The sequence below is a fragment of the Mesorhizobium sp. WSM4813 genome, from assembly GCF_055811555.1.
Window position 1 is genome coordinate 16552 of the sequence record NZ_JBVVQU010000022.1, and the last position, 12798, is coordinate 29349.

The 12798-nt window shown below is 62.3% G+C and carries 10 protein-coding genes; 3 read left to right on the top strand and 7 right to left on the bottom strand.

The window, feature by feature from the left end:
* Positions 1 to 210 precede the first annotated feature (210 nt).
* The 3 genes from gyrB (at position 211) to AC0L25_RS14870 (ending at position 4441) form a co-directional block, all read left to right on the top strand.
* Positions 211 to 2682: a DNA topoisomerase (ATP-hydrolyzing) subunit B gene (gene gyrB, locus AC0L25_RS14860; protein ID WP_473596184.1), complete on the top strand. Its 2472-nt coding sequence runs from the start codon at positions 211 to 213 to the stop codon at positions 2680 to 2682.
* Between the two features lie 241 nt (positions 2683 to 2923).
* Positions 2924 to 3841 (top strand): hypothetical protein, encoded by a 918-nt coding sequence (locus tag AC0L25_RS14865; RefSeq protein WP_473596185.1) that lies wholly within the window; start codon positions 2924 to 2926, stop codon positions 3839 to 3841.
* Between the two features lie 228 nt (positions 3842 to 4069).
* Positions 4070 to 4441: a hypothetical protein gene (locus AC0L25_RS14870; RefSeq protein WP_473596186.1), complete on the top strand. Its 372-nt coding sequence runs from the start codon at positions 4070 to 4072 to the stop codon at positions 4439 to 4441.
* A gap of 1142 nt (positions 4442 to 5583) precedes the next feature.
* Here the strand turns inward: AC0L25_RS14870 and AC0L25_RS14875 are convergent.
* The 7 genes from AC0L25_RS14875 to AC0L25_RS14905 all read right to left on the bottom strand — a co-directional run bounded on the left by AC0L25_RS14875 (position 5584) and on the right by AC0L25_RS14905 (position 12677).
* The gene (locus AC0L25_RS14875) at positions 5584 to 6981 is read right to left on the bottom strand and encodes an NAD(P)(+) transhydrogenase (Re/Si-specific) subunit beta (RefSeq protein ID WP_473596187.1); all 1398 of its coding nucleotides are present in this window, start codon (positions 6979 to 6981) and stop codon (positions 5584 to 5586) included.
* Positions 6982 to 6987: 6 nt separating this feature from the next.
* Positions 6988 to 7413, bottom strand: coding sequence for a proton-translocating transhydrogenase family protein (locus AC0L25_RS14880; RefSeq protein ID WP_473596188.1), 426 nt, complete (start codon positions 7411 to 7413; stop codon positions 6988 to 6990).
* Positions 7413 to 8663, bottom strand: a complete 1251-nt coding sequence (locus tag AC0L25_RS14885) for a Re/Si-specific NAD(P)(+) transhydrogenase subunit alpha (protein WP_473596189.1) — start codon at positions 8661 to 8663, stop codon at positions 7413 to 7415. Before AC0L25_RS14885 ends, AC0L25_RS14880 begins: the two co-directional genes overlap by 1 nt.
* A gap of 85 nt (positions 8664 to 8748) precedes the next feature.
* Complete coding sequence (locus AC0L25_RS14890; RefSeq protein WP_352956060.1) at positions 8749 to 8973, bottom strand: aa3-type cytochrome c oxidase subunit IV; 225 nt, start codon at positions 8971 to 8973, stop codon at positions 8749 to 8751.
* Positions 8974 to 9160: 187 nt separating this feature from the next.
* Positions 9161 to 9310: a DUF3096 domain-containing protein gene (locus AC0L25_RS14895; RefSeq protein ID WP_065006071.1), complete on the bottom strand. Its 150-nt coding sequence runs from the start codon at positions 9308 to 9310 to the stop codon at positions 9161 to 9163.
* 127 nt (positions 9311 to 9437) lie between these two features.
* Positions 9438 to 10217 carry an N-acyl amino acid synthase FeeM domain-containing protein gene (locus AC0L25_RS14900; protein ID WP_473596190.1) on the bottom strand — a complete coding sequence of 260 codons (780 nt, stop codon included), beginning with the start codon at positions 10215 to 10217 and terminating at the stop codon, positions 9438 to 9440.
* Positions 10218 to 10364: 147 nt separating this feature from the next.
* On the bottom strand, positions 10365 to 12677 hold the full coding sequence (locus AC0L25_RS14905) for a putative bifunctional diguanylate cyclase/phosphodiesterase (RefSeq protein WP_473596191.1): 2313 nt from the start codon (positions 12675 to 12677) through the stop codon (positions 10365 to 10367).
* Positions 12678 to 12798 lie beyond the last annotated feature (121 nt).

Genomic DNA, 12798 nt, shown 5'->3' on the forward strand with positions numbered 1-12798 from the left:
GAACGGCAAAGGAGATGCACCCGCCGCTCCCAAACCGGCTCCACTTTTGGGTCCGATGCCCTGGCCGGCCAGGCGTGCTCTTCTTCCATTCGGAAATGCTTGCAAACCTTGGAAAAACCGCCTTTTGCACCTATATCTAGGACATCAAGGACGCGCGATTCGGAGCCGATTTTTTGCGCTGGACGTGCGGCATCAACCAGACAGGTTTTCATGAGCGATCAGATCGACAACGCCAACGGCGCTGAGGCCGAGTACGGCGCCGATTCCATCAAAGTTTTGAAGGGGTTGGACGCCGTCCGCAAGCGGCCCGGCATGTATATCGGCGATACCGACGACGGCTCGGGCCTGCATCACATGGTCTACGAGGTCGTCGACAACGCCATCGATGAAGCGCTGGCCGGCCATGCCGACCTCGTCACGGTAACACTCAACCCCGATGGTTCGGTGACGGTCATCGACAATGGCCGCGGCATTCCGACCGATATCCACACCGGCGAAGGCATTTCGGCGGCCGAAGTGATCATGACGCAGCTGCATGCCGGCGGCAAGTTCGACCAGAACTCCTACAAGGTGTCCGGCGGCCTCCACGGCGTCGGCGTCTCGGTGGTCAACGCGCTGTCGGCCTGGCTGAAGCTGAAAATCCGCCGCAACGGCCAAATCTACGAGATGAGCTTCACGCACGGCAATGCCGACGCCCCGCTGAAGGTCACCGGCACCTACGAACAGCGCAAGGTTGCCGGCACCTATGAGGGGCGCAGCGGCAGCGAGATCACCTTTTTCCCGTCAGCCGAGACGTTCACCATGGTCGAGTTCGACTTCGGCACGCTGGAGCACCGGCTGCGCGAACTCGCCTTTCTGAATTCCGGCGTGCGCATCGTTCTGACCGATGCCCGCCATGCCGACGTCGTGCGCCATGAACTGCATTATGATGGCGGGCTCGAGGAGTTCGTCAAATATCTCGACCGCGTCAAGAAACCGCTGATCGACAAGCCGATTGCGATCAAAGCCGAGCGCGACGGCATCACCGTCGAGGTCGCCATGTGGTGGAACGACAGCTATCACGAGAACGTGCTGGCCTTCACCAACAACATTCCGCAACGCGACGGCGGCACGCATCTTGCCGGCTTCCGCGGCGCGCTGACGCGCCAGATAACCGGCTATGGCGAATCCTCAGGCCTCACCAAGAAGGAGAAGGTGGCGCTGATCGGCGACGATTGCCGCGAAGGGCTGACGGCGGTGCTGTCGGTCAAGGTTCCCGACCCGAAATTCTCGTCGCAGACCAAGGACAAGCTGGTCTCGTCCGAGGTCCGCCCGGTGGTGGAAGGGCTCGTCAACGAGGCGCTCGGCACCTGGCTCGAAGAGCATCCGACCGAGGGCAAGGTGGTCATCGACAAGGTCATCCAGGCGGCAGCGGCGCGCGAAGCCGCGCGCAAGGCGCGCGACATCACCCGCAAGAGCTCGCTCGGCGTCACCTCGCTGCCCGGCAAGCTGGCCGACTGCCAGGAACGCGACCCGGCGAAGTCCGAAATCTTCATCGTCGAGGGCGACAGCGCCGGCGGTTCGGCCAAAGGCGGCCGTTCGCGCCAGAACCAGGCCATTCTTCCGCTGCGCGGCAAGATCCTCAACGTCGAGCGGGCCCGGTTCGACCGCATGCTCGGCTCCGACATGATCGGCACGCTGATCACCGCGCTCGGCACCTCGATCGGCAAGGACGAGTTCAACGCCGATAAATTGCGCTACCACAAGATCATCCTGATGACCGACGCCGACGTCGACGGCGCCCACATCCGCACCTTGCTGCTGACCTTCTTCTTCCGGCAGATGCCGGAACTGATCGAGCGCGGCCATCTCTATATCGCCCAGCCGCCACTCTATAAGGTGACGCGCGGCAAGAGCTCGCAATACATCAAGGACGAAAGCGCCTTCGAGGAATTCCTGATCAGCTCAGGGCTGGAAGAGGCGTCGCTTGCGCTCAGCACCGGCGAGGTGCGGGCCGGGCAGGACCTGCGCAGCGCCATCGACGATGCGCTGGCGGTGCGCCAGCTCATCAACGGGCTGCACACCCGCTATAACAGAGGCGTGGTCGAGCAGGCGGCGATCGCCGGCGCGCTCAACCCTGACGTCTTCACCGATCTCGGCCAGGCCAACGCCATGGCCGATCGCGTCGCCCGCCGCCTCGACATCATCGCCGAGGACACCGAACGCGGCTGGACCGGCCGCATGTCGACCTCAAACGAAGGCGTCGGCGGCTATGTGTTCGAGCGCACGGTGCGCAGCGTCAAGGAATTCGCGCATCTCGATCTCGCGCTGATCAATTCGGCCGACGCCCGTCAGCTCGACCGCTATGCGCCGCGCCTGGCAGAAGTCTATGGCGAGCCGCCAGTGCTGCGCCGCAAGGATTTGTCCGAAACCATCTCGGGACCGCTGGCGCTGCTCAACGCCGTGTTTGCCACCGGCCGCAAGGGCCTGACCATGCAGCGCTACAAGGGCCTCGGCGAAATGAACGCCGAGCAGCTCTGGGAAACCACCCTCGACCCGAATGTGCGCTCGCTCTTACAGGTCAAGGTCAACGACGCGACGGACGCCGACTCGCTGTTTTCGCGGCTGATGGGCGACGAGGTCGAGCCTAGGCGCGAGTTCATCCAGGAAAACGCGCTGTCGGTCGCCAATCTGGATATTTAGAGCCCAGGCCCGACGCTCAATTTCAGGCGCGTGAGCATCATTGGCAGGCCTGGCCTACCAATGATGCCTGCTGCAACAAGGGTCACTGAGGACCGGCCGGAACGGAAAGGCTTCCAAGGCATTGTGATTGATCACAATCGCGCAGGAGGCACTTATGGGACGTGGCATTTTGCTCTGGCTTCTCGGAATCCCGATTCCGATCATTATTCTCATACTGCTTTTCGCACGGTAGGGGGCTGACATGCAGTCAACCCTAACGGCTGTCGACGTTTCCGCACCGACGGAATCCTCTTCCACCGCTGTCAGCTGGGGGCCGATCGTAGCCGGCGCCTTTGCTGCCTCGGCGCTAACCTTGATCCTGATGCTGCTCGGCTCCGGGCTCGGGCTGACCATGGTTTCGCCGTGGTCCGGCTTGAGCACCTCGGTCACAACTTTCGCGGCCTCCACCGCTGCGTGGCTGATCATCGTGCAGTGGCTGTCGTCGGCTCTCGGCGGTTATCTTGCCGGGCGCCTACGCACCAAATGGGTCGACGTCCACAACGACGAAGTCTTTTTCCGCGATACCGCCCACGGCTTCCTCGCCTGGGCGCTTGCGACGTTGCTCGTCGCCGGCGTGCTCGGCTCGGCGCTTTCCGCAGCTGTCGGAACCGGCGTCCAGGCCGCTTCGACAGTCGCGTCGGGCGCGGCAATGGGCGCTTCGGCAGGTAGTACTGCAAACGCCGGAGGCGCCGCGACCGATAACGCAACGTCGTACTTCGTCGATGCGTTGTTCCGCCCGGCCGATGCGGCCAGGCTTGCTGCCGCCAATCCGGAAAATGATGCGGCGGCAACAGCGCAGGCTTCGCGCATTTTGATCGCGAGCGCAGCAGCAGGCGAAGTGTCTGCCGACGATAAGACCTATCTGTCGCAGCTGGTGGCTGCCCGCACCGGACTGTCGGAACCGGACGCCAGGGCTCGTGTCGATGCGGTGCTTGCCCGGGTCGAGGAGGCGAAGGTCCAGGCCCAGCAGGCTGCCGATACCGCCAGGAAAGCCGGTGCCACCTTCGCGCTGCTTGGCGCACTGTCGCTGGTCGTCGGCGCCTTCATCGCGAGCGCCGCGGCGGCACTTGGCGGCAGGCAACGCGACGACGAGGAGGCGGTCTTCCTGACCAACCGTTGATGGGTGCTTGACGGGGACTATCGGTGCCGGGATCTGTGCCCCGGCATCGACCGGTTGGTTTGACGGCGTGATCGCCGCCGATTGAGCACTCGTCGGTGCCGCCTGGCTTGGCTCCAGTTTGCGGCCGAGATCGACCGTGTCGCGCAGCACATCGATATGCGAGCGCGGCGGCTTTCCGGCGGCTGCGGCGACCTCGACGCCGGTCGCCTTCAGCGACCAGTAGAGCCTGTGGGTGAAGACGCGGCCAAGCGAGCCGCGCAGCTCGACCCGGATGTTCTCCACGCCGGGGCCGAAATTTTCCGCCATCGGTCCGGCGATCGGGTCGCCGGTCAACCAGCCATTGCCCCTGTCGAAGATGTTGGTCCAACGTGTCGCGGCAAACACCGCGCCATGATGCACCGCTCGCTGCGGCTTGCCCGAACGGCTGCGCCCTTCCTGATAGAGGACGGTTCCACCGGCCGCCGTATCGGCGATCGGCGGGCATGCCGAGAACAGCCGCTCAGCGATGCCGCGCCTGAATTCGGCGAGATTGTAGGTCACCAGAAATTCGCTGTGGGTCAGCGGGCTGCCAAGCGTAACGAAATCGCTGATCTTCCATGACAACGGATGATCGTCGTCCCTGGCGCGGAGTTGGCGGTAGAGTTCCCATTGATCTCGCCGGAATCCGGAAAAATCATCCAAGCTGTCGGGCCATGCGGAACCATCGGCGTTGAGCGTGACCTTGTCGACGGCGCGGATCGCTTTCAGCCTCGCCTTGTCGCGGACAGCCTCTAGCTTTCGGGGCCTGAAATCGGCCCACAATATCTGCAGCAGATCATAGGCGATGATCGATCCCAGGCTGTGCGAGACCAGGACGATCCGGTCGTAGCCATCGTCCATCATAAGTCGCCGCAGCAGCGTCAGGCCACGTTCGCGGGCAAGCGCGCGCTTCTCGACCGTAGCCGCTTCAGCACGTACATAGGCGGCCACATCGCCGAAATAAGGAAGGCCGAACCGGTCCACCGACCAGATGACGAATGAGGCTAGAATGGTGACGAGCGTGCCCGTGGTCCAGAAAATATCTCCTCGCAAGGCAGACGTCGCGAGCAAGAGCGCTGCGCACAGCACTGTTGTGACGGCCAGAAGCGTGACGACATAAAGCCCGCGGGCATCGCGCGGAATGTCGGCGGGCTTGCGCCAGAGCAGATTCGTCACCCAGGCCGCAAGCCGGCCCCGCGTCGTGCCCTGGGTGATGTCGGCCCAGTAAAGCTCGTAGAAATCGGTGCGTCGGCCATCGACATCGTAAGGGGTGGTGATTCGACGAAGCTCGTGCGAGTTCGTCCGGCTGTCGGGCGTGATCCAGCTCTGGTTGATCTTCTCGCCGCCGGGATTGGCCGGATCGGCGACATGGGCATAAAACGGCGCGCGGGCGGTATCATGACTCCAAACGGCCTGAACAAATTCTCTCAGCGTGCCCATGGGTCGCTGTTCGCCCATGCCATGCACGATCACCACGGCCTGGCTGAGCTTGCGCTGCGCCTTTCCCGAGGCCAGCGGGCCGGTCTTGGCCGGCGACGCAACAGGATGAGGGTCGGACACCAGAGCCTCCATTGATGACAAATCCCGGAACAGAATTTGCCCATCGTAGCTCTGAAACCGGCATGAGAGCAAAGGACGCCGGATGCTCAGGCCAAGAAAAACCCGGCGCGGGGCCAGGCTTTTGTTTCGAGCAACTAGCGATGTATCGGCGCCGCCAACCCGGATCAGTGATCCATGGCCTTGACGATCTCCTCGGTCATCTTCTTGGCGTCGCCGAGCAGCATCATGGTGCCGTCCTTGTAGAACAGCGTGTTGTCGATGCCGGCATAGCCCGAGCCGAGCGAGCGCTTGACGAACAGGCAGGTGCGGGCCTTGTCGACGTCGAGGATCGGCATGCCGTAGATCGGCGACGCCTTGTCGTCGCGCGCGGACGGGTTGGTGACGTCGTTGGCGCCGATGACATAGGCGACGTCGGCCTGCGCGAATTCGGAGTTGATATCCTCCAGCTCGAACACTTCGTCGTAAGGCACGTTGGCTTCGGCCAGGAGCACGTTCATGTGGCCGGGCATGCGACCGGCGACCGGATGAATGGCGTATTTCACGTCGACACCGGCGGCCTTGAGCTTGTCGGCCATCTCGCGCAGCGCGTGCTGCGCCTGGGCGACCGCCATGCCGTAGCCCGGCACGATGACGACCTTCTGCGCGTTCATCATCAGATAGGCGGCATCGTCCGCCGAGCCCTGCTTGACCGTGCGCTCGATGCCGTCGTCGGCAGTGGCGGAAGTCTCGCCGCCGAAGCCGCCGAGGATGACCGAGATGAACGAGCGGTTCATGCCCTTGCACATGATGTAGGAAAGGATCGCGCCGGACGAGCCTACCAGCGCGCCGGTGATGATCAGCGCCAGATTGCCGAGCGTGAACCCGAGTGCCGCAGCCGCCCAACCCGAATAGGAATTCAGCATCGAGACGACGACCGGCATGTCGGCGCCGCCGATCGGGATGATGAGAAGGACGCCCAGAACAAGCGATGCCGCCACGATCAGCCAAAACACCAGTTTGGACTCGGTGGTGACCAGCAGCACGATCAGTACGATCAGCCCGATACCGAGGGCGGCGTTGATGAAATGGCGGCCGCCGATCATGATCGGCTTGCCCGACATGCGACCGTCGAGCTTGAGGAAGGCGATGACCGAGCCCGTGAAGGTGATGGCGCCGATGGCGACGCCGAGGCTCATCTCGATCAGCGCCTGGGCGTGGATGTCGGCGACGGTGCCGATGCCGAAGCTTTCCGGCGCATAGACGGCGGCAGCCGCCACCATGACGGCGGCAAGGCCAACCAGCGAGTGGAAGGCGGCGACCAGCTGCGGCATCGAGGTCATGGCGATGCGTCGTGCGGTGACCGCGCCGACCGAGCCGCCGATCAAAAGACCGAGCACGATGAGACCGAAGCCTCCCGCCGAAGGGGTCGCCAGCGCCAGCGTGGTGGCAATGGCGATCCCCATGCCAATCATGCCGTACATGTTGCCCTTACGGCTGGTGGTCGGGTGCGACAGGCCGCGCAATGCCAGGATGAACAGGATGCCGGAGACCAGATAGAGGAAGGAGGCGAAGTTGGCGTTCATGTCGCTCTACTTGTCCTTCTTCTTGTACATCGCCAGCATGCGCTGGGTGACGAGAAAGCCGCCGAAGATGTTGACCGAGACCAGCATCAGCGCGACGAAACCGAAGCCGGTGGCGATGCCGGATGCCGAGATGCCGACAGCAAGCAGCGCGCCGACGACGATGACCGAGGAGATGGCGTTGGTGACGGCCATCAGCGGTGTGTGCAGCGCCGGCGTCACCGACCAGACGACGTAATAGCCGACGAAGATCGCCAGGACGAAAATGGCGAAGCGAAAGACGAAGGGATCGATCGCCCCGCCGGACAGCGCGTGCGCGACGTCGCCCGCCGCCGCGGTGCCGCCTGGAGCTATGGCCAGATCCTGCACCGCGAGCCGGACTGCGGCGGTCGCCTGATCGAGCTGGTCGAGGGCTTTCTGCAAGGTCTGGTCCATCACGCGATCCCTTTCGACTTATTAGCGGACGACTTGGGTGCGGCAAGTTTCTTGGGTGCGGCAGCTTTCTTTGCAGCGGGCTTCGCAGGCTCGGCCGAGGCGATCATCACCGCCGGCTTGCCGATGAAGGTCGGATGCACGACCTGGCCGCCATCGGTCAGCATCGTTGCCTTGACCAATTCGTCGTCGCGGTTGATGGCAAGCGTCTTCGTGTTCTTGTCGACCAGTGTCTCGAGGAACGCAAAGAGGTTCCTGGCGTAGAGCAGCGAGGCGGAGGCCGCGACGCGGCCCGGTACGTTGAGATGGCCGACGATTTTCACCCCGTTGGCAGTGGTCACCACCTGCCCGGGCACGGCGCCTTCGACATTGCCGCCACGTTCGACCGCGAGATCGACGATCACCGAGCCCGGCTTCATCGAGGCGACCATTGCGGCTGAAACCAGCTTCGGCGCCGGACGGCCGGGGATCAGCGCGGTGGTGATGACGATGTCCTGCTTGGCTATGTGCTCGGCGGTCAGCGCCGCTTGCTTGGCCTGGTATTCCTTAGACATTTCCTTGGCGTAGCCGCCAGCCGTCTCGGCCGCCTTGAACTCCTCATCCTCGACCGCCAGGAACTTTGCGCCGAGCGAGGCAACCTGTTCCTTGGCGGCGGGCCGCACGTCTGTAGCGGTGACGACGGCGCCAAGCCGCCTTGCCGTCGCTATGGCCTGCAGGCCGGCGACGCCGACGCCCATGATGAAGGCTTTCGCCGCCGGCACGGTGCCGGCCGCCGTCATCATCATCGGCAGCGCCCGGTCATATTCGGCAGCGGCGTCGATCACCGCCTGATAGCCGGCGAGGTTGGCCTGGCTGGACAGGACATCCATGGATTGCGCCCGGGTGATGCGCGGCATGAACTCCATCGAGAAGGCGGTGACGCCAGCCCTTGCCAGAGCGTCGACGGCAGCATCGTTGCCGTAGGGATCCATGATGGCGATGACCGCAGTGCCCGGGCGATAGGCCTTCAGTTCCGTCTGATCAGGCCGGCGCACCTTCAGCACCACATCGGCCTTGGCGACATCGCCCACCTTGCCGATCACAGCGCCGGCCTTGGCGAACTCCTCGTCGGGGATGCGCGATGCCGTGCCGGCGCCGCTTTCGACGATCACGTCGAACCCCAGCCCCGCCAGCCGCTTCACCGTGTCGGGCGAGGCAGCAACACGCGGCTCGTTCGCATCGAGCTCACGAGGGATGAAAACCGTCTGTCCCAACGCATGATCCTTTCGGCTGGAACCTGTCTGCGCAGGACGCCGGCCGGACTTCCGGCGATGTCGCGGGCAAGGGGTTTTGAAGAATTTACCGGAGAATGAAAGCGCCGACGGCGAGGATCAGAACGAACAGGACAAATCCCGAGAAGAAGCCGCCCGCAAAGAAGCCGAAGGCCATTGCCAGAAGCACGGCAAGGCAAAATAGCGATCCGTATTTCGCGAGCCTAAGAAAGCCGGCATAGGTGCGGTCGTGCTCGGCATAGTCCATCTTCGCGCCTAGCTCGACAGGACCGGTCGGCGAGTGATCAGCCATAGGAATACCCCTTCGAAGACATCTTTCAGGCACATAGCGAAAAGCCAGGCCGAGGGCAATGGCGCTATTGCCGCATCGCCGGAGACAACAGCCTCAAAGGAAAGTTGAAGCTGGCAGATGCAGGGAGGACGTTGCTGAGGTGACCGTGGCTGCCGCCTTGCGCTTCCAGCGGCTGAGGCTTGTCACATCAGCCGGCGAGCTGCGGAAACAGCCCAAGCAGGCCGACGACGATCAGGTAGAGCGCGACGATGTAGTTGAGGAGTCGCGGCATCACCAGGATCAGCACGCCGGCAATCAGCGAGATCAGTGGGGTGAGTGCGAGCGTGGAAATGGTCATGTCGGGTTCCTCTCGATAGAATTGCCGCCGAAGCGATGCAGATTGACGTCGTCCACGCGCCACCGGCGCGCCTCCCAGAACGCCAAAGCGGTCCGAAAGCTCCAGCCGCGCTCTAAATTTGCCAAGGTCAGGCGGCTTCGCGGTAGTATTTGGCGGTCGGCAGAATGGTCAGTGGCGCGAGTTCACCGGCACTAGGTGTTTCAAACAGCATGCGCTGCTCCATCGGTGTCGACCGAAAGAACGGGAACCGGGAGAAAGATCGTTCGCGAATGGCGCTGACGTTGGCGCGGTAGAGCACGACCTTGTAATTCAAGCCCGGATAATCGCGCAATTCGCCAATCTGCTCGGAACAGTAAATGCGACGATAGAAGCCTGCATGTTCCGGGCGAATGGTGGAGAGACAATAAGGCGCGTCGAAGTAGAAGCATGCCATGCCAGCGAGGCGCAGCGTCAGATACGGAATTTGCGGATAGACCCGCGACCAGTCCGGATCGGCGGCAAAGCGGCTGGGGTCGGCAAAATGCACACCAGACGCCAGCATGGGGCGCAATATGTCGCCATAAACCGTCGTGGAAGGCGACTGCGGCGTGGCGCTGCAGGCATGGTGAATACGCAACGTGCTGACCAGAACGCCGTCGATATAGATTCCGAACTTGGAGCAATTGGCCGCTTCGTCGAGCTCGTCATGCACAATATGGTCGGGATTCTCTGGGACCATATCGCTCAGACGATAAGATTTGTAGCGCAACCTGTAAATGTCTTCGAGATCTTCGCCCTTGTCGCAGCGGCGATATTCCGTCCGCTCGAGCATCGCCGAGACATTCCTGGCAAAGCCGGACATATCGTCAGACACGTTAGTCCCGCCCGCGCCCGCCGCCTGGCGAGGCGAAGTCAACTCAACAACCATGAACTCAGTCCCCGAAAAATGCCGCCACGATCAACACTACGGCAGGGTCGTAAGATGTAAAGATGAAAACAAGATAGAGATCGTTTACCATCTATTAAGGTTAATAATGGTTAAAATTATACTAAAGTACAACATTTTCCGGCAGAATCAGCGATGCGTCGCTCTCCTGGCCGTCTTGATGTCCTTGGCGAAGGGCCAGACCGTGCTCGACATGGTCTCGATACCGGACGCGCTTAGCGCCGAGCCGAACAGGAATCCCTGAACCAGGTCCGGCTTGACCTTCAAGGCCAGGATCTTGAGCTGCTCGAAAGTCTCGACGCCCTCAACGGTCACCGAAAGCCCCAGCGGCCGCGATAGATTGACGATGCCTTTGAGCAGTTCGAGCGAACGGCTGTTCTGGGTAACATCCATCAGGAAGGAACGGTCGATCTTGATCTTGTCGAGCGGCAGTTTGTGGAGATAGCTCAGGCTCGAATAGCCGGTGCCGAAATCGTCGAGCGCGATGCGCACGCCAAGCCGCTTTAGTTCCTCGATATATTGACGCGTCAGCGACTTGTCGTCGAGCAGCGCCGTCTCGGTGACCTCGATCTCCAGACGGTCGGCGGCGAGGCCGGAACTGGCGAGCGCATCGCGAACCTTCTGGACAACGTCGCGGTTGCGAAAGTCCTTGGCCGAGAGGTTGACCGAGACACTGGTCTGTATGGGCCATTTGGCGCACTCGGTGCACGCCGCATGCAGGACAAACGTGCTGATCTCGGAAATGATGCCCATCTCTTCCGCCAGCGGAATGAAGATGCTGGGCGAAATCGGTCCGAGATTGGGGTGATCCCAACGGCACAGCGCCTCGCAGCTGGCTATGCGCATCGTGCTCATCGCCACGATCGGCTGGTAGACCACTCGCAACCCCTTGCTTTCCACCGCGGTGCGCAGATCCGCCTTCATCAGCTGACGATTGCGGAAAGCGGCTTCCATCGATGCCTCGAACAGCCGCCAAGTGTTCTTGCCGAGTTCCTTGGCCTTGTAGAGCGCCAGGTCTGCCTTGACGATCATGGCGTCGACATCGGTATCCCTGACCCGTGATAGCACCGCGCCACCGCTGGCCTGGATACGCAGTCCATGGCCGGCGACGTCGACCTCGCCCTGAAGCGCAATGAAAATCTCGTCGATTTGGCTGGTCAGATGGCTCGCGTCCTCGACACGGTCGAAGAAGATCATGAACTCGTCGCCACCGAAACGGCTGACGGTGACGCCTGGTCCGGCGATCGCCGCCAGCCGCTCCGCGACGGCGTAGATCAATCCGTCGCCGACCGGGTGCCCAAGCGTGTCGTTGACACTCTTGAAGTCGTCGAGGTCGAGCACGGCGAGCCCGCAGAGACGCTCGAGGTCGCCCGACGCCATCGCCTCTTCGATCAATTCATGGAAATAGGCGCGGTTGGGCAGGCCGGTGAGGCTGTCGTAGCGCGCCATGGAGCGGATTTTGTCCTCCGCCTCGACGCGGGCAGTCACATCCTCAAAGGTGATGACGCCCAGTTCCTGGCTACCCTCGCGCGCCGAGAACTCATAGTGCTGACCGTTCGCGAGCGAGACGAGAACCTTGCGGTCGCGGCCTTCGCGCAGGGCGCGTGTAAGCTGGGCTTCGATGTAGCGGCAGTCCTTCGGCGCCAGCATGCCGCCGGCAACACCGCGCATCAGCAGACCGTGGATCGATCGCCCGAGCAGCGCGTCCGGCGATTTGAGCGACATCAGATGCGCGGCTTCGGCGTTGGCCACCGCCACCCGGCCGTCAGGGCCGAGCATGACAAGGCCATGCGACATGGTGTTCAGCGCCCGATTGAAGCGCTGGGCGAGGCGGTTCGCCTTCTTCTCCTCGGACAAAGCGGCGAAAAGCACCTCCCTAACCACATCGGCGAAGCGTTTGATCGCGAATAGGAAGGGAGCCGACATCAGACCGAGTATCACATGGTAGACGTCGCCACGCAGGATAAAGCCCAGCGAGATCGACCACGTCATGGTCATGATGAAGATCATGACCATCCTCGGGGAGCCGTAATTGCGGCCGGCGATCGCCGTGGCGGACGCCAGCGTAACGCAGACAGCGGCTATTTCGGCATAGTTGTCATGCGCCAGGTAGATGCCGGCGAAACAGAAGGCGCCCAGCATGAAACCATGCATGGAGCCGTAGAGAATGTAATCATTTTCGCGGCGGCGCGCCTCCTCCCAATTCCTGGGTGATGGGGCGTGGCGGTATTTCCTGATGTTGCGCAGGCGCAGAAATGCGACGATCAGAAATCCGGCGGCCACCGCAATGTAGATCGGATCCCTGGTTTTCCAGTAGACCAGCACGACCAGCAGGGTTTGGGCAAAGAAACCAATCGAAAGCGTCAGGCTGTCGCGGAACAGAGTTTCCACGAACGGAATGTAGACGTCGACCGGTATCTCGTTTTTTCTTTTCAGATTCACGCCTGAGTCCCACCCTGGGGAGCCAAGCTGTGTCACATTCGCCTTAAGAAAGATTTAGAGAGGCCATTTCGGGCTCACCGTCAGGTCGGCTGACGCAGGCGAAGCTATTCTTCAGGTAAGC

Coding starts and splice junctions, on each gene's coding strand:
- AC0L25_RS14875 (WP_473596187.1), bottom strand. CDS start 6,981: ATGAACGCCAACTTCGCCTCCTTCCTCTATCTGGTCTCCGGCATCCTG.
- AC0L25_RS14895 (WP_065006071.1), bottom strand. CDS start 9,310: ATGACCATTTCCACGCTCGCACTCACCCCACTGATCTCGCTGATTGCC.
- AC0L25_RS14890 (WP_352956060.1), bottom strand. CDS start 8,973: ATGGCTGATCACTCGCCGACCGGTCCTGTCGAGCTAGGCGCGAAGATG.
- AC0L25_RS14865 (WP_473596185.1), top strand. CDS start 2,924: ATGCAGTCAACCCTAACGGCTGTCGACGTTTCCGCACCGACGGAATCC.
- AC0L25_RS14880 (WP_473596188.1), bottom strand. CDS start 7,413: ATGGACCAGACCTTGCAGAAAGCCCTCGACCAGCTCGATCAGGCGACC.
- gyrB (WP_473596184.1), top strand. CDS start 211: ATGAGCGATCAGATCGACAACGCCAACGGCGCTGAGGCCGAGTACGGC.
- AC0L25_RS14900 (WP_473596190.1), bottom strand. CDS start 10,217: ATGGTTGTTGAGTTGACTTCGCCTCGCCAGGCGGCGGGCGCGGGCGGG.